Origin of the sequence: Sphingomonas sp. S1-29, from assembly GCF_026167545.1 — a bacterium.
Taxonomy (GTDB): domain Bacteria; phylum Pseudomonadota; class Alphaproteobacteria; order Sphingomonadales; family Sphingomonadaceae; genus Sphingomonas.
The window spans coordinates 1,178,710-1,203,443 of record NZ_CP110678.1 but is presented as its reverse complement, the minus strand read 5'-3'; the positions used below and the strand labels follow the sequence as shown (position 1 = coordinate 1,203,443).

The window sequence follows — 24,734 nt, the reverse complement described above, 5'->3', positions numbered from 1 at the left end:
AGTAGCAGAAGGCCCTCACCCAACCCTCTCCCGTAAACGGGAGAGGGCCAAGTAAGAGAAGCGCGGCTTAAAGCGCCACGACCCCGCCGTCGTTCTTGCGGATCACCACGATACCCGAACGCGGGCGCGTGCCTGCCGCAGGTGCGGTCGTCGCACCCTGGGTCGCGGGCCAGGCGCTCGATGGCATCGCCGGGGTGCCACCTTCACCCGGATGCTGGATGCCGACGAACATCGTGCGGCCATCGGGGGTGGTGTCGACACCGGTGATCTCGCACTGGATCGGACCGGTCAGGAAGCGCCGCAACTGGGTGCCCGGCGCCGCACCGATCCGCGTGGTCACCGTGGTTGTGGTGCCATTGGCAGCGGTGTTGGTGACGGTGCGCGTGCCGCCATCGCCGACACGGCCTGGCAGCGCCGCCAACATCTGGTTGTTGGTCTGGTCGGTGAATGCGCCGTCATCGGTCTGCACCCACAGCAACGGATTGACCTGACCCGTCGCGTTGGTCGACCGGCCGAACCACAGGCCATCGGGGCTCGAAAAGTCGTTGTCGGCGGTCAGACCCGACAGGTTGATGTTGGTCGCGTCGAGGTCCGAACCCGCACCAAAGGCATAGATGTCCCAGGCAAAGCCAGTGGCTTCGGTCGTGTCGCCGGTTTCGCGCAGACGCAGGATGTGGCCGTTGCGGTTCGAGATCGAGGCGCTCGGCGGATCGATATACGCGCGTGGGTTGGACGCATCGGTAGTGGCGGGCGTACGCGACGAGTTGTTGGTCAACGTCAGGTACATTTCGCCGGTGGTCGGGCTGACCGCGGTCCATTCCGGACGATCCATCCGCGTCGCACCCAGCGCATCGGCGGCAAGCCGCGCATGGGTGAGTACATCGGCTTGGTCGGCATAGGAATAGACGGTGTTGGCAGCGGTCAGCGGGCCCTGGCCGAACACCAACGGCAACCACTCACCCGACCCGTTCGCGTTGAAGCGCGCAACGTACAGCGTGCCGTTGTCGAGATATTTGTCGCCGATCGCGAGGCGATCGGCAGCGGTCGCATCGGCGGCGACCCAAGGCGTCGCCGAGACGAACTTGTACAGATATTCATTCTGCGCATCGTCGCCCATATACCAGGCGGGGCGGCGACCGACGACGAAGTTGCCCGGCCAAGCACCCTCATGGTTGAAGCGCCCGAGCGCGGTGCGCTTGCGCGGCGCCTTGGTGCGATCATAGGGGTCGATCTCGACGCACCAGCCATATTGGTTGGGCTCGTTGCGATAATCGGCGGTCGCGCTCGCACCGGTCGCCTGCGCGTCCCACTTGCGGAAGATCGTGCTCGACGAATCGGCGGGGGTCACCGACGCCCAGGCATAGTTGCCGTTGGTGCTGCCGACGCCATAGCGCGCCAGCGCGGTGACTTCCTTGGCGGTCCGGCGCGGATTGTCGACCGCGGTCGGGCGGCGGAAATAGCCCGCCCAGTTTTCTTCGCAGGTCAGGTTGGTGGCCCAAGGGGTCACGCCGTTGGCGCAATTGTTGATCGTGCCGCGGCCATCGGTGCCGGCGGGCGAGAAGGCGGTGCGCACCAGCGTGCTGCCGCGGACCGGGCCGTTGATGGTTACCGGGGTGTTGGGCGTGATACGGCGGTTGAAGGCGCTGTTCTGGACATAGCTCCAACCGGTCGTGCCCTGGATCACCTCGATCACGCCGACGCCGTGCGCTTCGATTTCCTTGATCGCTTCGGCTTCGGGGCGCGGGCCTGCCGACACGTTGGTCGGGCCGTTCGGGTGCAGATATTGCTCGTTGAGGTTTTCGTAATTCTGCACCAGCACGCCGCGGATGTTGCTGTTGTCGTCGCGCGCGCCGGCGGCGTTCAGGCCGTAATAATAGAGCGCATCGCCATGGTCGCCGATGCGCTGTGCGAAATTGGTGTCGGTGCCGTTATTGGCATAGGCAGCGACGCCCTCGGCGATCGGATCGCCGAGCCGCGCCAGCACGGCGACGCTGTAGCCGGTCGGCACCGTCACGACGTCGTTGCGGTTCTTGGCGACCGCGGTGAAGCCCAGTTGCGCGGGCGAGATCGTCACCGTCGTATCGGCGCTGCTCGCCTGGCCGCTCTGGTCGGTCGCGGTGTAGCGGAACACCAACGGCGTGCCTGCGGCGACTGCCGGCGCGACGAAGGTCGCGGTCGCGGTGGTCGCGCCCGAAAGCGTCACGGTGGGGCCCGAAACCTGCGTCCACGACGACGTGACGATGCCGCCATCGTCGGTCACGGTGCTGGTCAAGGTCACCAACCGTCCAGCACTGGTCGCGCCGCTCGATCCTGCGGTGACGACGGGGGCCGAATCGTCGTCGGTATCGCTCTCGTCGTCGCATGCCGCGAGCAGCGCGCCGCCGAACACCGCAATCGCCGCAGCCGAAGCACCGCCGCGTAGCGTCTCACGGCGCGAATAGCGGCGATCGATCAGGTCGCTCAAATGCGAGTTGCTGGTCGGGTTGGTGTCGATATCGCCATCGGTATAGCCCGACGTCACTTCGAAGCTGTCGCTCATGCTGATCCCCATTTTCCCGAATCCGTGATGGATCCCCGTACTGGCATTCCCTTTGAGCGCGCAGCCTTACAGCTACATGCACAATCGATTACCGTTCGGCGTAACTGATAAGACTGTTTTAAGACAAGGTGGTGGCCGGCAGCGATAGGTTGCGGGCGCTTGTTCGATCGGGGTGCGACGCGCTAGGCGGCGGCATGGACTCCGCCGATCGCCCCAGCCTCGCCGACCGCCTGTTCGCGGCGATGCGCAGTCGTGGGGCAACGCCGCGCGCCGAGCCTGAGGCATCCGCGATGGAGCGCTCTCGCGGCGATGATTCGCGCAGCTTCGGTATCCTGCTCGCGATCCTGCTGCCCGCCGGCCCGGTGCTCGCCTGGGGGGCGGCAACGCTGCAGGCCTCGGCGATCCGCCAGGAGACTCAGGCGCAACGCCGCGCCGCCGCCCCTGCGCTCGCCGCGCGCGCCGCCGGCCTCGCCGATCACGCCGCGCTGGCCGAAGTCGCGCCGGGAATCGCCGATACCCTCAACGCCTTCGCCGCGACGCTGCCGGCCGATGCGCGCCTCGTCGCCGTCGCCGCCGACGAGCGCGGTCGCCTGAGCGCCGACGTCGCCACCCCCGATCCCGATACGCTGCGCACCGCGCTGCGCCGCGATCCGCGCACCGCGCGCCTCCGCGACGTCGGCCAGACGCGCGGCGACGGCGTAATCCTGGTGCGGCTGCGCGAGGGCGCGGAATGACGCTGCGCTGGACCGCGATCGGCGGCACTACGGGGCTCGCCATCGCGCTGGCGGCGAGCTGGCCGATGCTCGGCGCGATCGCCGATCTCGGCAACGCGCGCGCCGCACAGGCAGCGCTAGCCGCCGAAATCGCCGCGTCGCCGCTCCCGCCGATGCTCACCGATCCTCAGCTGACCCCGGCCCCCGATGCCGCCACCGCCGTCCGCCGGGCCACGCTCCGTCTCCGCCGCGCGGCGACCGCGGGCGGGGTGCTGGTCGAAACGCTCGCGCCCACCGAAGCCGCCGCCCCGCGCGTCGCCCGCCTCACACTCTCGGCGTCAGGCAGCGAAAAGGCGGTCCTCGCCTTCGCCGACGGGATCGAGCGCGGCGATCCGGTCCTGCGCTGGCGGCGCTGGCGGCTGGCGAGCGTCTCGGGCGGCGCGGTCCGCGTCGAGGGCGAGGTGCTGGTGCCATGGCGCTGACCCGCGAACAGATCGGCTGGAGCGCCGCGCTGGCGCTGCTCGCGATCGCCACCCCTGCGGTGGTGTTGCTCGCGCCGTCACCCGAACCCGTCCCCACCCCGCCAGGCCCGTCGCAGACGACGCTCGCGGCCCGCCCCCCGCTCGACGCAGCCCTCGGCCGCCCGCTGTTCGGCGCGGTAACCGAAGCCCGCGCGACCCCCGCCGACGCCCCGACGCTGGTGGGAATCGCCGGCCGTCTCAACGTCGACGCGGTCGCGCTGGTCCGCACCAGCGACGGCACCAGCCGAACGCTGGCGGTGGGCGAAGCCGTCGACGGCTGGCAACTCCGCGCGCTCGCGATCGACGCCGCTTTCTTCACCCGCGGCACGCAGGAGGCGAGGGTGCCGATGCCGGGGGCGGAGGAATAGCGCGCGCGCTGCCGCCCGTACTCCACCGTCACCCCGGACTTGCTCCGGGGTCCACCGCGCCGCGGACGCCACGGCTAGAGGCCCGACCACACGGCCCGCTGGCGCGTGGACCCCGGAACAAGCCCGGGGTGACGGTGGGTGGCGGGCCGCAACCGCGCCCCCTCAATAAATCCCGTCAATCTCCACCGTCAGCCGCGGCGCCGGCGGCTTGAGCAACAGGCTGCGACGCTCGCTCAGGTACGATTCGTCGCCGCGCAGCCGCTGATAGCGTTCGTCCGATGCCGCTGCGGTTTCATCGCTCGATCGCAGGATCGTCGGCTTGAGGAAGATGAACAGCGTCCGCTTGGTCCGCGATTCGCGGCGCGATTTGAAGAATTCGCCCAGGATCGGGATATCGCCCAAGATCGGCACCTGGCTTTTCTGCCGCGCATAATCGTCGCTGATCAGCCCGCCGAGCACGATCGTCCGGCCATTGTCCGCCAGTACCGTGGTGTTGATCGCGCGCCGGTTGGTGATGATGTCGGTCGCGCTGCTCAGCTGCGTCTGCGCGATCGACGAGGCTTCCTGGCTGATCTCGAGCCGGATCGTGTCGCCCGCATTGATCCGCGGCAGCACCCGCAGCGTGATGCCGACATCCTTGCGCTCGACCGAGGTATAAGGCGTTACGCCGGCATTGTCGGTCAGGATCGATCCGGTGATGAACGGCACTTCCTGCGCCACCACGATCTCGCCCACCTTGTTGTCGACCACCGTCACCGACGGTGTCGACAGCAGGTTCGATTTGTCCGAGACGCCCAGCGCCTGGACAAGGATCGAGAAATCATTGCCGATCGCCAGGTTGCCACTGAGTCCTTCGCCGAGCAGCGCAGCGGCGGGAACGCCGAGCGCGCCCAGGATCGTGCGCAGCGACACGCCGTTATTCGCTCCGAACGACGTCGCCACGCCTTCGAACTGATTTACCACCGCGCCCGACGAACCGATCTGCACCGCTAGCTGTTCGGCTTCGGTGCCGGTGATCTCGGCGATCGCGGCTTCGAGGATCACCTGCGGCCGGCGAACGTCGAGATCGGCGACGATCGTTTCCATGCTCGCAACCGCGGTCGGGGTGCCGCGCACGACGATCGCGTTGATGTCGGGGGCGGGCTGGACGGTGAGCTCCGGGGTGGAAAAACCCTGCGCAGGTTGCTCGCGCTGGCCTTCGCCGACGGTGCTGATGCCACCCCCGCCGCCGGTCATGCCGCCGCCGCCGCCAAGTCCTCCTGCACCGCCGAGCGCCGCTGCCGCAGCACCCGCATTGTTCGAATTGACCAGCCCCGAGAGCGTCGCGGTCGGGCTGCGGTTGGTCGATGACAACCCCCCCCGCGTACCCCGCGACTGCAGGCTGCGCGCCACCGGATTGCTCGCCTCGCCATCCTGGCCCAGCACCCCGCGCAGCACGTCGGTGACGCTTTCGGCATCGGCATAGTTCAGGCGGAACACCCGCGTGATCGGCGTCGCGCCGCCCGGCGTGTCGAGCGAGATCGCGATCCGCCGTGCCTCGGCCACCGACGAAGGTGTGCCGCGCACCACCACGATGTTGCTGCGCGGATCGGCGGCAACGCGCGCGCCGCCGGCTTCGCCTTCACCCAACACCTGGCTGATCGCCGCAGCCACTTCGGGCGCCGATCCGTTGCGCAGCGGGATCGTCGCAAAGGTCTGCCCGCCGCCGCCATCGAGGCTGCGCATCAGCGATTCGATCCGCCGCACATTGTCGGCATAATCGGTCACGACGATCGCATTGGGGCTGGCGAGTGGCTCGACCGATCCGAAGGTCGCGATCAGCGGCCGCGCAATCCGCGCCGCTTCGGCAGCGGGCACGTTCGACAGCCGGATCATCCGCGTCGTCAGTTCCTGCCCCGCGCCCGAACGCCGCACCCCGCCGTCGCGCACCGCATTGGCCTGCGGCACGATCCGCCACGCGCGCCCCGATTGCACCGCGGCAAAGCCGTTGGCGCGCAGCACCGACTGGAACAGTTCCCACACACCCGCCGCCGACAGCGGCTGTGCCGAGGTCACCGTCACCGTGCCCCGCACCGCCGGATCGAGGATCAGCGTGCGCCCGGTCAGCCGCGAAATCTGGTCGGCGACATCGGCGATCTCGACCCCGCGCATGTTGACGACGATGTCGCCCGGCGGCCCCTCTTGCGCGGCGAGCGGCTGGAGCGCGGTCGCGGCGAGCGCGAGGAGCAATAGGGTGCGTTTGGCCACGGATCGTTTCTCTAGCGTAAGGGGACGGTGAGCGTCACGGGCTTGCCGTCGCGCACGACTTGTATCTGCGCCGATCCGCTGCGCGCGGCGGCGGCGAACGCGGCCTGGTCGGCAGGACCGCGGCCCAATGCCTGGCCATTGACCGACTGGACGACATCGCCCGGCTGCATTCCCGGCGGTGCATTCTGGCCGACCGCATAGCCGCCCTCGGTCGGCGTCGCGTCGAAGCGCTGCAGCAGCGACGCGGCGGCTTGGGGGGCGGAAGCAGGGGCGGCGGGCGCGGCGGCCGGCCCGGTGCCGGCTGCTGGCGGCGTGCCCGGGGGAGGCACCGGCCCGGCGGCGGGATCGGGGAATGCCAGGAATTCGGTCCGCCCGGCATTGTTCAGCAATACGCGGTCGCGCTGGATTCCCTCGATCGTCGCACCGCCAATGCCGTCGCCGATGCGGAACGGTTTCGCCGCCTCGCCCGCGTTCGAGATATAGGCGACCGAGAAGCTGGCGGGCACGGCGAACACCACGCCCTTGAGCGCGATCTGCAACCCCGTCGCCTGCGCCGCGGCGACCTGCGCCGCCTTGCCGAACGGCGCGAGCGCGAGCGCGGGCGCGATATCGGGCGCGACGCTCACCGGCCGCGTCCCCGACGGCACGGTGATCGCGCCTTGCCCGGCATGGCCCGCGATCCGCCAGGTAAGGCCGGCGAGCGCCCAAGCGACCGACGCGAGCATGCCGGCGGTGAACAGATCGATCGCCAGCTTCGACTGGCGCGGGGTGAGGATGATCAGCCGGTTCATGCTGCGCCTGCGTCGAGGAAACCGTCGAGCGATGCAAGCGGCGATCCATTGGGTGCGCTCGCGGCGCCTGCGAACACCTCGATCCGCACGCGCTCGATCTCGGGATCGTCGGTGCCGGTCCGCCGCACCGCGACGCGCCAGGGCTGGCCCAGCATCTCGACCTGGTCGGGCGGTGCTAGCCCGATCTCGAGCTCGGCCAACCGGTTCTCCGCCACCCACATCGCGATGGCACGCTGCTCCATCCCGCGCGTCGAATCGATGTGCGTCTCGGTGGTGCGGATCAGCCCGACGGTGGCGATCGCGAGGATGGCCAGCGCCACCATCGCCTCGATTAATGAGAAGCCTTCGGAACCGTTCGCCCCGAGCTTGTCGAAGGGTCGGCCCGCAATGTCAGCAGTCGCGCCGGCGGCGGGTCCGGGCCGACGCTTCAACAAGCTCAGCGCGAACGGAAGGGAAAGGGTTGAACCCAACCCCGTTCGTCCCGAGCTTGTCGAAGGACCGTCCTTCTTCGCCGCCCGTACGGCAGGCAAATGGCCCGACACCCCCCTCACGCCGCCGGCATCACATTAGCGGTCAGCCCGTCATACAGCACCACCCAGCGCTGCGATCCCGCTTCCACCGTCGCGGTCATCGGCTTGCCCGCGCCGTCGGGGCCCAGCACCACCGGCGGGCGCAGCGACAAGGTCATCGTCATCCCTCCCGGCAGTTCGTGGAAGCCCAGCGCATCGCCCTCGAACGCCTGCATTTCGCCCCCCGCGCCGAAGCGCGCAAAGCCATAGCCAGTCTTGCGTGCGGTGAACGCCACCATCGTATCGCCCAGCATCGCATCGTCAGCCGCCGCCTGCAGCCGCTGCGCCAATCGCCGCGCCTCGCTCTCGGCCGAGGGCGAGCGAGTCGCCGCGCCGATTCCCAGCGTCACCGATCCCGCCGCCACCGCGATGATCGCCAGCACGATCAGCATCTCGATGAGAGTCATGCCCACTTCGCCGGCACGGCGCGCGGGCATTGCTTATTTCCCGCCCGTCAGGTCCGCGTCGAGACCCTCGCCGCCGGGCTGGCCGTCCTTGCCGAGCGACTTCAGCGCGAAGCCGCCGGGCGCGGGCGAGGCATAGCTGTACGGATTGCCCCAGGGATCCTCGGGCACCTGCCCCAGATACCCCTCCGACGACCAGCTCGACGGGATCGGCGGCGTCGTCGGCTTTTCGGCCAATGCCTTCAGCCCCTGCGCCGTCGTCGGGTACGAGCCATTGTCGAGCCGGTACATCTTCAGCGCGGCGGAGATCGTGCGGATGTCAGTGTTCGCCACCGTCACCCGCGCTTCGTCGGGCCGGCCGATCACGTTGGGCACGATCAGCGCCGCGACCAGCGCGATGATCGCCAGCACGACGATCATCTCGACCAGCGTCAGCCCGGCCTCGCTTTCGGCGACGTTGGGGTTTTGAGCGATGGTGCGCGCGCGGGATTGTCCGCGGGCACGCCGGCTGTCATGAAACTGTTTCAATAAGATGCGCATCCACGCCCCATGCGACCGGTCCATGAAAGCAATGTTACAATCGATGGCGCCCCCGGCATGAGCCACCAGCGAACCCCCGCAGACCCGCGCCCCGCAGCGGGCGTCTGGACGCTCGACGGCGGCAGCGTCACCATAGCCGATGGCGATGGCCCGGCAACCTTGCTCGTGCCGACCGAGGATGTGCGGCTGCTGGCGGTCGATCTGCCGCTGCCCTCCCGCGCCAAGCGGATCGAGGCGTTGCCCTTTGCGGTCGAGGAGATGATCGCCGATTCGCTCGATGCGGTGCATCTGGTGCTCGGTGCCGAAATTGCGCCCAAACGCTATCTGGTCGGCGTCGTCCGCCACGAACGGATGGAAGTGTGGGCGGCAATTGCCGACGAAGCCGGGCTCGGCGCCGCCGCGATCGTCCCCGACGCGCTCGCGCTGCCGCAGCCCGATCCGGGCGAATGGGCGGTGCAGTTGGGCGACACCCGCGCGGTGGTGCGCGCAGGCGACGGCACCGGCTTCGCGCTGCCCGCCCCGGTGCTGCGCACCGCCTGGGACGCCGCGGGCCGTCCTGCGATCCGCGCCTACGGCGCGCCGCTGCCCGAAGACATGGGCGCGCTTCCCGCCGAGATGGGAGAGGCGCCGCTCACCCGCCGGCTCGCCAACCCCGCGCTCGATCTTCGCACCGGCATCTATGCCCGCCGCCGGGTCGCGGTGCCCACCTATCGCCGCCGCCTGGCCTGGGTGATCGGGCTCGGCATCGTCGCGCATGCCTCGATCGCGGTCGCCGACACGCTCATGCTGCGCGCGATCGCCGATCGCCGCCAGGACGAGACGCGGCTGCTCGTCGCCACCGCCGCGCCGGGCACCCCCACCAACGCCGCCGACCTCGCGGGCTCGGTCGCCGACATGCTCCCCGAACCCGGCCGCGCCAGCGCCTTCCTGCCGCTCGTTACCCGCGTATCGGGCGCGCTCGCCCCGGTCGCGAGCGCGATCACCGTCCGCTCGATGCGCTTCGAGGGATCGACGCTGATCCTCGATCTCGATTCGCTCCAGCCCGGCACCGCCGCGCGAATCACCGCGGCGCTCGCCGACGCGCGGATCACCGGCCGCGTCGTGCAAGGTCCCGGCGGCACCCTCCGATTGACGGCGACCGGCGCATGAGAACGATCCGAATCATCGAACGCAGCCGGATCGAAAGCGCATTGCTCCGCCTCGACACCTGGTGGAGCGGGCTTACCCAGCGCGAGCGCCTCCTCGTTTCGATACTCGGCACGCTGCTCGCCGCGGTGGTGCTGGTCTACGGCGTCATCAAGCCGATCCAGGACGCGCGGGCTGAGGCGCAGGCCGACATCCGCACCTATGAAACGCTCAACGCCCGCATCCGCGCGGCGGGCACGCTCACCCCCAATGCCACTCGCCGCGAAGGCCCGCCCGAGGCGATCGTCACCGGCGCCGCGCAGGGCTTCGGCCTCGCTCCGACCGTAACCCCCATCGAAGGCGGCGTCCGCGCCGCGGTCACCGACGCGAGCTATGACAATGTTGTCGGCTGGATCGCCGAGGTCAGCCGTTCCTCGGCGCTCGGCGTCGTTCGCACCGACATCGTCCGCCGCCCGACGCCGGGCCATGTCGCCGCCACGATCGAGTTCGCGCAATGACCGACACGCTGATCATCGAGGAAACCGTCGCCCCGCCGCCGCTTGCGCGATTGCCCTATGGCTTTGCCCGCAAGCACGGCGTGCTGCTGCGCGCAGGGCAGGGCGGCACCGAATGCGTCCATCGCGGCGATGTGACGCTCGACGCGCTGATCGAGGTCCAGCGGATCGCCCCCGGCGCGGCGATGGTCATGGTCCCCGACGACGCCTTCGACGCCGCGCTGAGCGCGGGCTATGGCGACCGCAGCACCAACGCCGCCGATTTCGAGATCACCGAAACCGACCTTGCGGCGCTCGCTGATTCGGCGGCGGCGGTCGACGACCTGCTCGACACCCGCGACGATTCGCCCGTCATCCGCCTGATCAACGCGCTGCTGCTCGAAGCGATCAAGGAAGGCGCCTCGGACGTCCATGTCGAAACGCAGGAAAAGCGCCTTGTCGTCCGCTTCCGCATCGACGGCGTGCTGCGCGACATCGTCGAGCCGCAACGCGCGCTCGCGCCGCTGCTGGTCAGCCGGATCAAGGTGATGGCCAAGCTCGACATCGCCGAAAAGCGCACCCCGCAGGATGGCCGAGTCACGCTTCGGATCGGCGGCCACGATGTCGATGCGCGTGTCTCGACGATACCCACCCAGCATGGCGAGCGCGTCGTGATGCGCCTGCTCGAACGCGGCGGCATGACGCTCGATCTCGGCAAGCTCGGCATGAGCGATCGCGACCGCAGCGTCTTCACCCGCCTGCTCGAACGCCCGCACGGCATCCTGCTGGTCACCGGGCCCACCGGCTCGGGCAAGACGACGACGCTCTACACCGCGCTCACCCGGCTCAACGATCGCAAGCGCAACGTGATGACGGTCGAGGACCCGATCGAATATGAGCTCGCCGGAATCGCGCAGACGCAGGTGAACCCGCGCACCGACATGACCTTCGCGCGCGGGCTTCGCGCGATCCTGCGCCAGGACCCCGACGTCATCATGGTCGGCGAGATCCGCGACCAGGAAACCGCGCAGACCGCGGTGCGGTCGGCGATGACCGGCCATTTCGTGCTCTCGACGCTCCACACCAATTCGGCGGTCGGATCGGTGACCCGGCTGATCGACATGGGGGTCGAGCGCTATCTGCTCGCGCCGATGGTGGTCGGCCTGTGCGCGCAGCGGCTGGTCCGCCGGCTCTGCCCGCACTGCCGCCGCGAGGATGTCGCGACCCCCGGCGACGCGCTGCTGCTGGGCAATGTGCTGGCGGTCGGTGATCCGGTGTGGCGTCCGGTCGGCTGCGACGAATGCAATGGCGACGGCTATCGCGGGCGTGCAGGGCTGTACGAAGTCGTCGCGGTCGACGATCGCTTTCAGGCAATGATCCACGACGGCGCGTCCGAAGCCGAACTCGAACGCGCGGCCAGAGGCGGCGACAATCCGTCGCTGCTCGACGATGGCGTGGCGAAAGTGCGGGCAGGGGTAACGACGGTCGAAGAGGTCGCGCGGGTGGTGAGGGATGAGGCGTGAGCCCTGCGCGCTCCCCGTTCGTGCTGAGTAGCCGCTGAGCTTGTCGAAGCGGCGTATCGAAGCACCCGTCCGCTTGGGGCAACGTCCTTCGATACGGGTCTTCGCCAAGCTCAGCCCCTACTCGGGACGAACGGGGGGGTAGATATCTCCGTTCGTTTCGAGCGTAGTCGAGAAACCGCCACGCAGCGCCCGGCCCGTTTTCTCGACTACGCTCGAAACGAACGGGTAGTGAGGAGGATGAAATAGCCCACCCCAACCAGCCACCCCGGCGCATCCTGGTCCTCGGCGCGACCGGCACCATCGGCCGAGCCACCGTCCGCGCGCTGGTGGCGCGGGGATACGAAACCATCTGCTTCGTCCGTCCCGGCGCAACGCTAGACGTGGACCCCCACGCTTCCCCCATACCCGAAGAAAAGAACGGCACTTCGACAAGCTCAGTGCGAACGGGGGAGGGGCATCCCGGACCCAACCCAAACCCAACCCTCCGCCACGGCACCATCACCGACCCCGCCGCGCTCCCCACCGCCATCGCAGGCGATCGCTTCGACGCCATCATCTCGTGCCTGGCCTCGCGCACCGGCACCCCCGCCGACGCCTGGGCGATCGACCACGCCGCGCACAGCAACGCCCTCGCCGCCGCCAAAGCCGCCGGCATCCCCCATTTCATCCAGCTCTCGGCGATCTGCGTCCAGAAGCCGCTGCTCGCCTTCCAGCACGCCAAGCTCGCCTTCGAAGCCGAGCTCATCGCCTCGGGGCTCCGCTATTCGATCGTCCGCCCCACCGCCTTCTTCAAATCGCTCTCGGGCCAGGTCGAGCGGGTCCGCAGCGGCAAACCCTATCTGCTCTTCGGCGATGGCAGCCTCACCGCGTGCAAGCCGATCAGCGACGACGATCTCGCCGCCTATCTGGTCGATTGCCTCGACGACCCCCGCCGCTGGAACCGCATCCTGCCGATCGGCGGCCCCGGTCCCGCGCAAACCCCGCGCCAGCAGGGCGAGGCGCTGTTCGCCCTGCTCGGCCGCCCGCCGCGCTTTCGCCAGGTGCCGGTAAAGCTGCTCGACACGATCATCGCTACGCTGTCGGCGCTCGGCCGCATCGCCCCGCCGCTCGCGGCCAAGGCCGAACTCGCGCGGATAGGGCGCTATTATGCGACCGAATCGATGCTCGTGCTCGATCCCCAAACCGGCCGTTACGACGCCGACGCCACCCCCTCGACCGGCACCCAGACGCTCGCCGACTATCACGCACAACTCCTGGCCGGGCAGGCGCAGGCCGAACGCGGCGATCACGCGGTGTTCTGATCGCGGGCAGGAACCCAGCGCGGTGCCACCTGTTATGCCCCCGCAACGAAAAAGGGGAAAATCGCGATGCTGTCCGACGCCAATGCCACCATGCTCGCCCGGTTGGGCTTCGCCGCGCGCGGGCTGGTCTATCTGCTGATCGGCTGGTTCGCGATCACCGCGGCGATGGGGGGCGGCCAAACCGCCGACAATCAGGGCGCAATCGCCTCGCTCGCCCGCCAGCCCTTCGGCCAGGTGCTGCTCGCGATCGTCGCGGCGGGGTTGCTCGGCTATGCCGTCTGGCGGCTGACCGAAGCCGTCGCCGATCCCGAGCGGATCGCGCATGACGGCAAGGGCAACCTCAAGCGCGCTGCGCACGCGATCAGCGGCATCGCGCATGTCATCCTCGCCTGGACCGCCGCCAAGCTCGCGCTCGACCTCGGCGCTTCGGGCGGCCAGTCGCCCGGCGACGAAAGCGCGCGCGACTGGACCGCGTGGTTGCTGACCCAGCCGCTCGGCCGCTTCCTGGTCGCCGCGGTCGCGATCGGCCTGCTGGTCGCGGCGTTCCAGCAGTTCAAGAAGGCCTATAAGGGCGATTTCATCACCGAATTGCGCGGCGATGCGCCGGCACCCGGCTATGTCTGCACGATGGGTCGCATCGGCTACGGCGCGCGCGGCTTGGTGTTCCTGATCATCGCGGGCTTCTTCAGCGTAGCCGCGTGGCAGTCGCGCGCCAGCGAAGCCGGTGGCATGGCCGACGCGCTGACCGCGCTCGAATCGCAGCCCGGCGGCAAATGGCTGTTGGCGGCGACCGGCATCGGGCTCGCGCTGTTCGGGGTGTACAGCTTCATCGAGGCGCGCTTTCGCCGAATTCGCGTCAACCTGCCCGGCTGATCGATCGAACCTTACCGACAAACCTGTCCTGCGAACGCCGGCTGTGCTTAATGGCGCGCATGGCCGGCACCGACCCTACCGCACGCGATGACGTCCGCCCCGAGCGCAGCGCGATCGGGGCAGCGCGATGACCGCTTATGCCTATCGCGCCGCCGATCGCAGCGGCGCATCGCGCAAGGGGATGATCGAGGCATCGTCGCCCGCCGCCGCGCGCGCGGCGCTGCGTGAACAGGCGCTGCTGCCGCTTTCGGTCGAGCCCGCCAATGATCGCGGGCCGTCGGTCGGTTCATTCCGGCTGCCGTCGCTTCGCCGCAAGGGGATGAGCGCGCGGCAATTGTCGACCGTCACGCGCCAGATCTCGACCTTGGTCGGCTCGGACATCCCGATCGAGGAATCGGTCCGCCTCGTCGCCGCGCAGTCCGAAGTCCCCGCGGTTTCGGCGCTGCTCACCGACGTGCGCGGTGCGATCCTCGACGGACGCAGCTTCGCCGCCGCGCTTGGGCAACAGCCGCAGGCCTTCCCCGAATTCTACCGCGCCTCGGTCGCGGCGGGCGAACAATCGGGCAAGCTCCCCAGCGTCCTCGATCACCTCGCCGAATTCGTCGAAGCGCGGCAGGCCAATGGCCAGAAGATGCAGTTGGCGCTGCTCTATCCCGCGCTGCTCGCGACGGTCAGCTTCGGGATGATGGCGCTGCTGATGGTCTATGTCGTCCCCGACATCGTTCGCGTCTTCGTGTCACGCGGGGCCGAGCTGCCGTTCCTGACCCGCGCGCTGATCGCGGTCAGTGCGGGGTTGCAGCATTACGGGCTGTACATGCTGCTCGCCGCGGCGATCGCCTTCCTGCTGTTCGGCCGCTGGTCGCGCGTCCCTGCCAACCGGCTGCGGCTGCATCGCTTCTTCAGCGAGACCAAGCCGTTCGCGCGCTTCAGCCGCCAGTTCAACGCCGCGCGCTTCGCAGGCAGCCTCGCCACCCTGGTCGGCAGCGCGGTGCCGCTGGTCGAGGCGCTCCAGGCCGCCGCCGCGGTCACCCCCAACCTCCACGTCCGCACCAAGGCGCTCGGCATCGCCGCGCGTGTCCGCGAAGGCGTGAGCCTGCGCGCCGCGATGGCCGAATCGGGGGTCTTCCCGACGATGCTCGTCGCGATCGTCGCCAGCGGCGAAGCCAGCGGCCGCTTGGCCCCCGCGCTCGCCCGCGCGTCGGGCGAGCTCGAACGCGAGTTGGACGGGCTGGTCGCCACGCTGGTCGCCTTGGTCGAACCTTTGGTGCTGCTGCTGATGGGCGGGCTGGTGCTGATGATGGTGCTGGCGATCCTGCTGCCGATCATCAACCTCAACAATCTGGTCGCGATTTAGCCGCGCGCCCTAAAGGCCGTTCGTCCTGAGCTTGTCGAAGGACCGCACTTCTTCTCCACCGCCGACAAGAAGGACGGTGGAAGGGCTACGCCCGCCTTCGGCTCGACAAGCGCAGCACGAACGGCAAGGCGCTACAATTCGCTCTCGATCCCGACCCCCGCGGGCAACCCGGTAAACGGCAGCATCGCCGCGCCGTCCTGTGTCAATTGCACCTTATACCCGCCATCCTCGTTCAGCGTCGCGTCGATCAGCGTCCGCCGCCGCTGGCCGATCGGTGCCAGCCGGATGCGGCTCTCGGTGCCGATATGTTCGGCGGTCAGGATCATCGCCGGCGTCGCGCTCGCGATCCCCGGCACCGCCGCACCCTTGGCGCGCGCCGAGCAGCTGCCCGGATCGATCGTCGCATTGCCCTCGACCAGCTGGCCGTCACCACCCAGTCGGAGCCGCGGCAGCTCGAGCTGCATCGTCAATTGGCAGGCAAAGGGTAGCTTGGGGAACACCGCCGCCAGCAGCGACGCATCGGCCGACCCGCTGACATTGTCGAGCCGCACCCCGCCGCCGCGCAGCAGCGCCTGCCCGCCAAGATCGGTGTCCGGCCCCTTGGCGGTCCAGTCGACCGCGAAGCCCAGGCTGGTCAGCGAGCGCAGCGGCGCCCATTCCCACGCCACCACGCTGCCCCCGGCGACCCCGACTTCGCCGTTCCACACCGTGCCCGCGACGCCGGTGCGCCACGGCTTGTTCTTCAGAAACACGCTCGCGGGCATCGTCGCCACCATCGCCGCGACGTAAGCGGCTATGCCGATGCCGGCGAACAGCGTAATACGCCGCCGTGCCTGAATTCTTGTATCCTGGAGTAGCGGCGATGAACCGGCGGGCAGCGCTTCGTTTTCTGCGATCCACCCTCGTCGTATCGTCGGCGACATGGGCCGCATCCCCCTTGCTGGCGGCGAAGAAGGCCGACAAGCGGCCGATCGCCCTGCTGGTGCCGCTGACCGGCGCCCATTCGGCGCTGGGGCTTAGCATGCAGCGCGCCGCCATGCTCGCCGAAAACACGCCCAGGCTGCTCCAGGTGTTCGATACCGGCGGCACCCCCGCGGGCGCGCAGGCCGCGGCGCTGGCGGCGATGAAGGCCAAGTGCGCGATGGTGCTCGGGCCATTGCTCGCCGCCGAGGCAGGGTGGGTGGTGCAGGCGGTGGCGGGCCGCGCGCCGGTGATCTGCTTCTCGAACGACCCCGCCGTGCGCTCGACCGGCGCGTTCGTGATGGGAATCACCGCAACGCAGGTGACCGGCGCGGTGCTGCGCTACGCCCGCACCCGCGGCATCCGCCGCGTGGCGGTGATCGGCGACGGCAACCCCTGGGCCACCGCCGCCGCCACCGCCGCCGACGCGCTGCAGGGCGAGCTCAACATGGCGGTCCAGCGGATCGAGGTGCTGCCCGGCGGCGTCGTGCCCAATGCCGGTGACGCGCCCGACGCGGTGATGATCCCCGGCGGCGGCGAGACGATGATGGCCGCCGCGCGCAACCTGAAGGGCAGCGGCATCCAGCTGCTCGGCACCGTCCAGGCGCTCGACCACCGCCCGGCGTCGCTCGAACTGCTCGACGGCGCCTGGCTCGCCAGCCCCGATCCGGTGGCATTCGGCGCCTTTGCCGGCGCCTATGAAGGCCGGATGGGCGGCGCCCCCGGCGCGATCGCCGCGCTCGCCTATGACGCCGCCGCGATCTGCCGCCAGCTACGCGAAAAGAGCACGCTCGACCGCACCGGGCTGCTCGGTGAACCCGCGTACGAGGCAGCGACTGGCCCGCTACGCTTCCGCGAGGACGGCAGCGTCGCGCGCGACATGGCGATCGTCGTGGCTGGGCCCGACGGCTACCAGAAGGTGGCGATGAGCCGCGGCGCGTGAAGACATGGGCTCTTTTTCCCTCTCCCGCCTGCGGGAGAGGGAAGGGGCCCGCCCGGCGCAGCCGGGTGGGAAGGGTGAGGGACTGTAACGAGGAAGAAGCAGGCTTCACCCTCCTCGAACTGATGATCTCGCTCGGCCTGTTCGCGCTCATCGCGGTCGCCGGGCTCGCGCTGGTCGACAGCGTGCTCGGCGTCCAGGCCCGCACCGCCACCCGGCTCGATTCGCTCGCGAACGTCAGCCGCGCGATGTTCGTCGTCTCGAGCGACCTCGAACAGATCGCGCGCGGCCGCGTCGTCTCGAGCGGGCGCGACCTGATCTTCACCCGCGTCGCCCCCGGATTTGGCGGCCCGCCGGTCGAGGTGCGCTACACCCTTGCCGGCGGCACGCTGCTGCGTTCGATCGGCGGCGCGCCGCAGCGGTTGCTGTCGGGGGTCACCGCCGCGCGCTTCCGCTTCGAGGACGGCGGCTGGCGCGAAACCTGGCCGCTGTCCGAGGAAACCGGCGAGGCCTGGCCGCGCGCGGTCGAGATGGAGCTTGGCATCGAAGGCCGCGGCACGCTCCGCCGCGTCGTCGCGCTCCCCGCGCGCCCCGAGCAGGCACCATGACCCGCCGCCCCCCGCCGCCCGGCGAAGAGGGCATGATCCTCATCAACGTCCTGCTGTTCGTCGCGATCGCCACCGGCCTCGTGCTGCTGATGGTCAACCGTGAGGAGCTCGCGCTCGACGGCGCGCTGCGGATGCGCGAGGCGTCGCGCGCGCTCGCGATCGTGCGCGGCGGCGAAGTCTCGGCGCTCGTGGCGCTGCGCCGCGATGCGATCGAGGCGCCGCAGGTCGATCACGCCGCCGAACCCTGGGGCGCGCTCGCCGAAAGCGGGATCGCGATCGAGGGCGGTACCTTCGACCTGGTGATCGCCGATGCCGAGGGGCGCTTCAACATCAACAGCCTGCGCTCGGGCGAGGCCGCTCCGGTCATCATGTTCAACACGATCGCGCGGCAGGTCGGGCTCGACGAGGAACAGATGCTGCTGGCGATCGCCTATGTCCGCGGGCAGGGGCCGATCACCGATCTCCGCCCGATCCGCCTCGCCGGGGTCGAGCGCGCGGTCGCCGACCGGCTGCAACGCCTCGTCACCGCGTTGCCCGGCATCACCCAGATCAACCTCAACGCCGCCGATCGCGAGATGCTGCTGCTGCTGTTCAACGATCCCGCGGTGGTCGATCGGCTGATCGCGGTGCGCGACCGGCAGGGCTTCCTGACCCAGCAGGATTTGAGCGACCAGAACGTCACCGCGCCGCCGGGCACGCGCTTTGCCTCGAACACCTTCTGGGTGCGTACCCGCGCGACGATCGGCAGCACCGCGCAATCGGGCGCCGCGCTGATCCAGCGGCGACCGCGCGACGATGGCAGCATCGAAACCGTGACCGTCGAACGCTGGCGCAACGCCGCCGTCCCGCCCGAGGCTCCCGCGTTCGTCGACCCCGCATGATCCGCCAGGCTTTCTAGCCGGTCGCCGACGCGGTAAGCCTGCCGCCATGTCCACGATAACCTATGACAGCTATCTCGCGCTCGACCAGTTGCTGAGCGCGCAGCAGCCGATCTCCGATCATCACGACGAACCCTTGTTCATCGTGATGCACCAGACCAAGGAATTGTGGATGCGCCAGACGATCCATGAGCTGGGTCTGGCGATCGAGCTGATCCGCGCCGATCGATTGGTCGAAAGCTACAAGACGCTGGCGCGTGTCAGCCGGATCCAGGCGGTGATGACGCTGTCGTGGGACGTGCTCCAGACGATGACCGCGACCGATTATCTGCGCTTCCGCCGCGTGCTCGGCACCTCGTCGGGCTTCCAGTCGGACCAGTTCCGCACGGTCGAGGTGATGCTCGGCTTTCGCGACGGCCCGCGCCACGGCCCCGCCACCCGCGCCGCCGCCGAGCGCCCCAGCCTGTGGGACGAAGCCAACGCCGCCGCGCACCGCGCCGGCCTGCCGATCCCCGCCGAAGCGCTCGCGCGCGACTGGCCAGCGCCCTATGCCCCCGACGGCCGCGTCGAGGATGCCTGGCGCGAAGTGTATCGCGAAGAAGCCAAATGGTGGCCGCTCTATCAGCTCGCTGAAAAGCTGGTCGATCTCGACGAAGCCTTCGCGGTCTGGCGGCACAAGCATGTCATGACGGTCTCGCGGATCATCGGCCACAAACAGGGCACCGGCGGCACCGGCGTTTCCTATCTCGAGGCTACCTTGCCCAAGCGCGCTTTCCCCGAACTCTGGTCGCTAAGGACCGCTTTGTGACGAGCTACAAGCACCTGTTCCAGCGCGCCACCGCCGCCGCACCCGATCGGCTGCATATGGCGGCGCACAGCCATCATCTGTGGCCCGACGCGAGTTGGCTTGGCCAGCAGGCGGCGTGGGACGATGCCGCGCGGCTCGCCGATCGCAAATGGCGGCGCGTGATGGAGGAAATCTGGCCCGCAGCGCAGGCGCATGTCGCGCACGAGCTGAACCTGCCCGATCCCTCGACGGTCTGCTTTTCGAGCAACACCCATGATTTCCTGCTGCGTATCGCCTCGGCGATCGAGCGCCGCCCGATCCGCATCCTCACCACCGACGGCGAGTTCCACAGCTTCACCCGTCAGGCGCTGCGCTGGGTCGAGGCCGGCGAAGCCGTCGTCGAGCGCGTCCCCGTCGCCGACGGGTTCGAAGCGCGGCTGCTCGATCGCGCGGCGAGCGGCGAGCACGACTTGATCGTCGTCAGCCACGTGATGTTCGGCACCGGGCGCGTCGTCGGCGGGTTCGACGCGCTGGCGCAGGTCGCGCGGCCCGAAGGACCGTGGCTGCTGATCGACGGCTATCACGGCTTCATGGCGGTCGACACCGACTTGTCGGCAATCGCCGATCGCGCCTTCTACACCAGCGGCGGCTATAAATACGCGATGGCGGGGGAGGGGGTCGGCTTCCTCCACGCGCCCGCCGGCTTTGCGCCGCGCCCCGTCGCGACCGGCTGGTACGGCGCGTTCGACGACCTCGCGCTGCCGCCCGAACAGGTCGGCTACGCCCCCGATGCGCGCCGGTTTCTCGGCGCGACCTTCGATCCGTCGGGCCTCTACCGCTTCGTCGCGGTGCGCGACATGCTGGCGCGCGAAGGCATCTCGACCGGCGTCGTCAGCGCCCACGTCGCGGCGCTGCGCGATCGGTTGATCGACAGCCTGGGCCGTTCGCCGCTCGGCGATGCCGAACTGGTCAACCCTCCGGGCAAGGGCGCGCAGGCGCGCTTCATCGCCTTGCGCAGCCCGCGCGCCGCCGATTGGCAGGCGGCATTGCTCGCGCGCGACGTCATCACCGACGTGCGCGGCGACGTGCTGCGGATCGGCCTCGGCCTCTATCACGACGAACGCGACATCGATCGCTTCTGCGCGATCGCCTCGGAGCTTTAGCGCGACAAGCTCGTTGGCGCGCGAACCCAAAGGATTGCATATGCCCGACACCGAAGACGAACGCTGGATGCGCGAAGCGATCGCGCTCGCCCTCACCAAGGGCAGCGACCCTTCGGACACCCCGATCGCCGCGATCATCGTCCGCGACGGCACGGTGCTGGCGGCGCGCTGCAACGAAACCGCCGAGACCTGCGACGCCACCGCGCATGCCGAAATCGTCGCGATGCGCGCGGCGGGCGCGGCGATCGGTGACATGGAGCTGCGCGGCGCGACGCTCTATTCGACGCTCCAGCCGTGCGGCATGTGCACGATGGCGTCGATCTGGTCGAAGGTCGGGCGGATCGTGTTCGGCGCCGGGCGCGACGACGTCCATCCGATGTATTTCGAGGATCGCCAGATCGATACGGTCGATTTCATCCGCGACGCCTGGCGCGACGATCTGTCGATCGAGGGCGGGGTGCTCGCCGCGGAGTGCGCAAAGCTCTATTACGGCCCGAACGATGACGTGCCGGTCGAGGAGCAGGGCAACATCTGACGCCGCCGTTGTGCGGGTTGGGCAGGCGCTCTAGGGTCGCGGCATACCAAGCCGATCCCAGGGAGTTTTCGTCTATGCTGCGTAGCGCTGCGTCCATCCTCGCCCTCGCCATTTCGCTGGGGGCCGCCGCCGCTGCCCAGACCCCGCCCGCCCAAACCCCACCAGCCCAGACCCAGCCGCCGGTCGAGGCGACCGAAGCCCCCGAGGATCAGGCGCGCGACCCCAATCCCGCCGCCGACCAGCTCCCGCAGCCGCAGCCCGCATCGACCGCGCCGACGACGCCGGTCCCCGCTGCGACCCCCGCGGCAAAGCCCAAATGGGACGTCAACGCCCCCACCGGCGCGACCATCCGCCAGGTGCCGATCGCGACCGACGAGGGTAGCTGGATGGACCTCGACATCAGCCCCGATGGCGGCACGATCGCCTTCGCGCTGCTCGGCGATCTTTACACCATGCCGATCGGCGGCGGCGCGCCGACGCGCATCGCCGAGGGGCTGGCATGGGAGGTGCAACCGCGCTTCTCGCCCGACGGCAACCGCATCGCCTTCACCTCGGATCGCGGCGGCGGCGACAATATCTGGGTGATGAACCGGGACGGCAGCGACAAGCGCCAGGTGACCAAGGAAGAATTCCGCCTGCTCAACCAGCCGAGCTGGTCGCCCGATGGCCGCTTCATCGCCGCCAAGAAGCATTTTACCACCGGCCGTTCGCTCGGCACCGGCGAGGTGTGGCTCTATCACGTCTCGGGCGGCACCGGGGTGAAGCTGGTCAAGCGCCCCGACGAGCGCCACCAGAAGGAACTGGGCGAGCCGATCTTCGCCCCCGACGGCAAGGGGATATACTTCACCCGCAACGTCACCCCGGGCCCGATCTTCGAATATGCGCAGGATTCGAACACCAATTTGTTCAATATCGAACGCTACGACCTCGAAACCGGCGAAACGACCACTGCGGTCTCGGGCAATGGCGGATCGGTGCGGCCGACGCCGTCGCGCGACGGCACGCGGATCGCCTTCGTCCGCCGCGAGGCGACCAAGTCCAAGCTCTACGTCCGCGATCTCGAATCGGGCGAGGAGCGCAAGATCTATGACGCGCTTGATCAGGACGTGCAGGAAACCTGGGCGGTCACCGGCCTGTATCCCAACATGGCGTGGATGCCCGGCGACCGCGAGATCGTCGTCTGGGCTGGCGGCAAGCTGCGCCGGGTGAATGTCGAAAGCGGTGCGGCGACCGACATCCCCTTCCGCATCAGCGACACCCGCGGCGTCGCCAATGCCCCGCATCCGACCGTCGAGGTCGCACCCGATCGCTTCACCACCGCGATGCCACGCTTCGCCACCGTCTCGCCCGACGGGCGGCAAGTGGTGTTCGAAAGCCTGGGCAAGCTCTACGTCAAGCCCGCAGCAGGCGGCACGGCGCGCCGGCTGACGCGCGGCGGCGAGGGGCGCGAGCTGTTCCCGACCTGGTCGCGCGACGGCCGCACGATCGCCTTCGTCGACTGGACCGATACCGCTCTCGGCCGGATCGTTACCGTCGCCGCCAGCGGTGGGTCGCCCAAGGTGGTGACCACGCGCCCCGGCCATTATGCCCGCCCGGTCTTCTCGCCCGACGGCAAGACGATCGCGTTCGAAGCCAAGCGCTCGGGCGGCGTCACCTCGCGCCGCTATGGCGACGATCCCGGCGTCTATCGCGTCGCCGCGACCGGCGGTGCGCCGGTGCTGATCGCCAAGGGGATGGCGCAGCCGCAATTCGCCGCCGCCTCCGATCGGCTGTTCATGGTTGGCGAGGAGGAGCAGAAGCAGTTGCTCGTCAGCACCGACCTCAATGGCGGCGCCAAGCGCAAGCATTTCGCGGGTGAACTGGCGGTCAGCTATTCGGTCGCGCCCGACGGGCAATATGCCGCCTTCATCCAGAATTATGAAGCGCATGTCCTGCCGCTGATGCCCGGCAACCAGGCGGTCGATATCGATACCGAGGGCAAGGTGCTGCCCGTCACCCGCGTCAGCGCCAATGGCGCGAGCTATGTGAACTGGTCGCAGGACGGCCAGCGGCTGCACTGGTCGATGGGGCCGACGCTTTATACTGTCGATCGCAACACGCTGTTCGCCAATGCCCCTCGCGCGGAAAATGCGCCCAAGTTCGTGCCGCCATCGCAGGGCCTCAGCCTTGCGATGGAGCAGGCCGCCGACAAGCCCGGTGGCACGGTCGCGCTCACCGGCGCGCGGATCGTGACGATGGCGGGTGCCGATGGCGGAATCGTCGATGACGGCGTCGTGGTGATCCGCGGCGACCGCATCGTCGCAATCGGCCCGCGCGCCTCGACCCCGGTACCGGCGGGCGCCAAGACGATCGACGTCGCGGGCAAGACGATCATTCCCGGCCTGGTCGATGCGCATGCGCACGGCCCGCAGGGCGATGACGAGGTGGTACCGCAGCAAAACTGGTCGCTGCTCCAGAATCTCGCGCTCGGCACCACGACGATCCACGACCCGTCGAGCCAGGCGAGCGAAATCTTCGTCGCCAAGGAAATGCAGGCGGCGGGATTGCTCACCGGTCCGCGCATCTTCTCGACCGGTGAGATCATCTATGGCGCGCGCGCAGCCAATGTGTACGCCAAGATCGACAGCTATGAAGATGCGCTGTCGCATGTCCGCCGGCTGAAGGCGCAGGGGGCGCGTTCGGTGAAGAACTACAACCAGCCGCGCCGCGACCAGCGGCAGATGGTGGTGGCGGCCGCGCGCGCCGAGAATATCCAGGTCGTCGCCGAGGGCGGCTCGCTGTTCGGCATGGACATGAACCTGATCGCCGACGGCAATTCGACGCTCGAGCACAATATCCCGCTCGACGTCTTCTACAAGGACGTGGTCCAGATGTTCGGCCAGTCGGACACCAACTACACGCCGACCTTGGTAGTGTCCTATGGCGGCCTGGCGGGCGATCCCTATTGGCGCCAGGCGACCAATGTCTGGGAAAACCCGCTGCTGGTCCACACCCCCACCGACACGTTGCTCGCGGCCACCGCGCGCGTGACCAAGGCGCCCGAGAGCAACTTCGTCGACGACAACAATGCGCGCGAGGCGAACAAGATCGCCAAGGCGGGCAAGCTCGTGTCGATCGGCGCGCACGGCCAGCAGGCGGGAATCGGCTCGCATTGGGAGCTGTGGTCGTTCGTCCGCGGCGGGATGACCCCGGTCGAGGCGCTGGGGGCGGGCACGATCGTCGCCGCGCAGTCGCTCGGCATGGCGCGCGACATCGGTTCGCTCGAAGTCGGCAAGCTCGCCGACCTGGTGGTGCTCGATGCCGATCCCACCGCCGACATCCGCAATTCGGACAAGGTCAACCGCGTGATGGTCGGCGGCCGGATGTTCGATGCCCGGACGATGAACGAAGTCGAGACCGGGAACCGCCAGCGGCTGCCTTATTGGTGGCAGTGACCGGGGCAGGGACGGTGCAGCCGCACCGTCCCGATCCGATACAGCCGGGCGCGCGTTTGGGGTTGGA

General features: G+C 69.2%; 23 protein-coding genes. 16 read left to right on the top strand and 7 right to left on the bottom strand.

The genetic code is table 11. From position 1 onward, the window contains the following. Positions 1-67: 67 nt before the first annotated feature. A complete protein-coding gene (locus tag OKW76_RS05605; protein WP_265551879.1) occupies positions 68-2,539 on the bottom strand; it encodes a PhoX family protein in 2,472 nt (823 codons plus the stop codon). Between the two features lie 194 nt (positions 2,540-2,733). Here OKW76_RS05605 and OKW76_RS05600 point away from each other — a divergent pair, with 194 nt between their 5' ends. Genes OKW76_RS05600 through OKW76_RS05590 form a run of 3 tightly spaced genes read left to right on the top strand, consistent with a single transcriptional unit; the run spans position 2,734 to position 4,141 of the window. Continuing rightward, positions 2,734-3,273 carry a hypothetical protein gene (locus tag OKW76_RS05600; protein WP_265551877.1) on the top strand — a complete coding sequence of 180 codons (540 nt, stop codon included), beginning with the start codon at positions 2,734-2,736 and terminating at the stop codon, positions 3,271-3,273. Continuing rightward, the gene (locus OKW76_RS05595; protein WP_265551875.1) at positions 3,270-3,734 is read left to right on the top strand and encodes a hypothetical protein; all 465 of its coding nucleotides are present in this window, start codon (positions 3,270-3,272) and stop codon (positions 3,732-3,734) included. The genes OKW76_RS05600 and OKW76_RS05595 overlap by 4 nt, the downstream gene beginning before the upstream one ends. Beyond that, the gene (locus OKW76_RS05590) at positions 3,725-4,141 is read left to right on the top strand and encodes a hypothetical protein (protein ID WP_265551873.1); all 417 of its coding nucleotides are present in this window, start codon (positions 3,725-3,727) and stop codon (positions 4,139-4,141) included. The genes OKW76_RS05595 and OKW76_RS05590 overlap by 10 nt, the downstream gene beginning before the upstream one ends. 162 nt (positions 4,142-4,303) lie before the next feature. Here OKW76_RS05590 and gspD read toward each other — a convergent pair whose 3' ends face one another. The 5 genes from gspD to gspG all read right to left on the bottom strand — a co-directional run bounded on the left by gspD (position 4,304) and on the right by gspG (position 8,692). Continuing rightward, on the bottom strand, positions 4,304-6,388 hold the full coding sequence (gene gspD / locus OKW76_RS05585) for a type II secretion system secretin GspD (protein ID WP_265551872.1): 2,085 nt from the start codon (positions 6,386-6,388) through the stop codon (positions 4,304-4,306). An 11-nt stretch (positions 6,389-6,399) separates the two neighbouring features. Beyond that, positions 6,400-7,179 carry a type II secretion system protein N gene (locus OKW76_RS05580; protein ID WP_265551869.1) on the bottom strand — a complete coding sequence of 260 codons (780 nt, stop codon included), beginning with the start codon at positions 7,177-7,179 and terminating at the stop codon, positions 6,400-6,402. Then, on the bottom strand, positions 7,176-7,568 hold the full coding sequence (gene gspI, locus OKW76_RS05575; RefSeq protein WP_265552785.1) for a type II secretion system minor pseudopilin GspI: 393 nt from the start codon (positions 7,566-7,568) through the stop codon (positions 7,176-7,178). The genes OKW76_RS05580 and gspI overlap by 4 nt, the downstream gene beginning before the upstream one ends. 158 nt (positions 7,569-7,726) lie before the next feature. Continuing rightward, a complete protein-coding gene (locus tag OKW76_RS05570) occupies positions 7,727-8,185 on the bottom strand; it encodes a prepilin-type N-terminal cleavage/methylation domain-containing protein (RefSeq protein WP_265551868.1) in 459 nt (152 codons plus the stop codon). A gap of 3 nt (positions 8,186-8,188) precedes the next feature. Continuing rightward, positions 8,189-8,692, bottom strand: a complete 504-nt coding sequence (gene gspG / locus OKW76_RS05565) for a type II secretion system major pseudopilin GspG (protein WP_265551866.1) — start codon at positions 8,690-8,692, stop codon at positions 8,189-8,191. Between the two features lie 57 nt (positions 8,693-8,749). On the opposite strand from gspG, the gene gspL reads away from it, so the two are divergent. From gspL to OKW76_RS05535, 6 genes are all read left to right on the top strand, one after another. Then, positions 8,750-9,841 carry a type II secretion system protein GspL gene (gspL, locus tag OKW76_RS05560; protein WP_265551864.1) on the top strand — a complete coding sequence of 364 codons (1,092 nt, stop codon included), beginning with the start codon at positions 8,750-8,752 and terminating at the stop codon, positions 9,839-9,841. Further along, entirely contained in the window at positions 9,838-10,335 is a 498-nt protein-coding gene (locus OKW76_RS05555) for a type II secretion system protein M (RefSeq protein ID WP_265551862.1), read from the top strand. Before gspL ends, OKW76_RS05555 begins: the two co-directional genes overlap by 4 nt. Beyond that, positions 10,332-11,834 (top strand): GspE/PulE family protein, encoded by a 1,503-nt coding sequence (locus OKW76_RS05550; RefSeq protein ID WP_265551861.1) that lies wholly within the window; start codon positions 10,332-10,334, stop codon positions 11,832-11,834. The genes OKW76_RS05555 and OKW76_RS05550 overlap by 4 nt, the downstream gene beginning before the upstream one ends. Positions 11,835-12,076: 242 nt before the next feature. After that, a complete protein-coding gene (locus OKW76_RS05545; RefSeq protein ID WP_265552784.1) occupies positions 12,077-13,135 on the top strand; it encodes an NAD(P)H-binding protein in 1,059 nt (352 codons plus the stop codon). Between the two features lie 66 nt (positions 13,136-13,201). Continuing rightward, entirely contained in the window at positions 13,202-14,008 is an 807-nt protein-coding gene (locus OKW76_RS05540; protein ID WP_265551859.1) for a DUF1206 domain-containing protein, read from the top strand. A 127-nt stretch (positions 14,009-14,135) separates the two neighbouring features. Then, the gene (locus OKW76_RS05535; protein ID WP_265551856.1) at positions 14,136-15,362 is read left to right on the top strand and encodes a type II secretion system F family protein; all 1,227 of its coding nucleotides are present in this window, start codon (positions 14,136-14,138) and stop codon (positions 15,360-15,362) included. Between the two features lie 131 nt (positions 15,363-15,493). On the opposite strand, the gene gspN is transcribed toward OKW76_RS05535, so the two are convergent. Next, entirely contained in the window at positions 15,494-16,285 is a 792-nt protein-coding gene (gene gspN / locus OKW76_RS05530; protein WP_265551854.1) for a type II secretion system protein N, read from the bottom strand. Positions 16,286-16,299: 14 nt separating this feature from the next. Here gspN and OKW76_RS05525 point away from each other — a divergent pair, with 14 nt between their 5' ends. The 7 genes from OKW76_RS05525 to OKW76_RS05495 all read left to right on the top strand — a co-directional run bounded on the left by OKW76_RS05525 (position 16,300) and on the right by OKW76_RS05495 (position 24,667). Then, on the top strand, positions 16,300-17,265 hold the full coding sequence (locus tag OKW76_RS05525) for an ABC transporter substrate-binding protein (protein ID WP_265551852.1): 966 nt from the start codon (positions 16,300-16,302) through the stop codon (positions 17,263-17,265). 74 nt (positions 17,266-17,339) lie between these two features. Continuing rightward, complete coding sequence (locus tag OKW76_RS05520) at positions 17,340-17,870, top strand: type II secretion system protein GspJ (protein WP_265551850.1); 531 nt, start codon at positions 17,340-17,342, stop codon at positions 17,868-17,870. Further along, positions 17,867-18,751, top strand: a complete 885-nt coding sequence (locus tag OKW76_RS05515; RefSeq protein ID WP_265551848.1) for a general secretion pathway protein GspK — start codon at positions 17,867-17,869, stop codon at positions 18,749-18,751. Before OKW76_RS05520 ends, OKW76_RS05515 begins: the two co-directional genes overlap by 4 nt. Before the next feature lie 46 nt (positions 18,752-18,797). Continuing rightward, positions 18,798-19,556, top strand: a complete 759-nt coding sequence (locus OKW76_RS05510; RefSeq protein WP_265551846.1) for a tryptophan 2,3-dioxygenase — start codon at positions 18,798-18,800, stop codon at positions 19,554-19,556. Beyond that, positions 19,553-20,698, top strand: coding sequence for an aminotransferase class V-fold PLP-dependent enzyme (locus tag OKW76_RS05505; RefSeq protein WP_265551845.1), 1,146 nt, complete (start codon positions 19,553-19,555; stop codon positions 20,696-20,698). The genes OKW76_RS05510 and OKW76_RS05505 overlap by 4 nt, the downstream gene beginning before the upstream one ends. A 40-nt stretch (positions 20,699-20,738) precedes the next feature. Continuing rightward, positions 20,739-21,233, top strand: a complete 495-nt coding sequence (locus OKW76_RS05500) for a nucleoside deaminase (protein ID WP_265551843.1) — start codon at positions 20,739-20,741, stop codon at positions 21,231-21,233. A gap of 74 nt (positions 21,234-21,307) precedes the next feature. Beyond that, entirely contained in the window at positions 21,308-24,667 is a 3,360-nt protein-coding gene (locus OKW76_RS05495) for an amidohydrolase family protein (RefSeq protein ID WP_265551841.1), read from the top strand. The last annotated feature ends 67 nt before the right edge of the window (positions 24,668-24,734 follow it).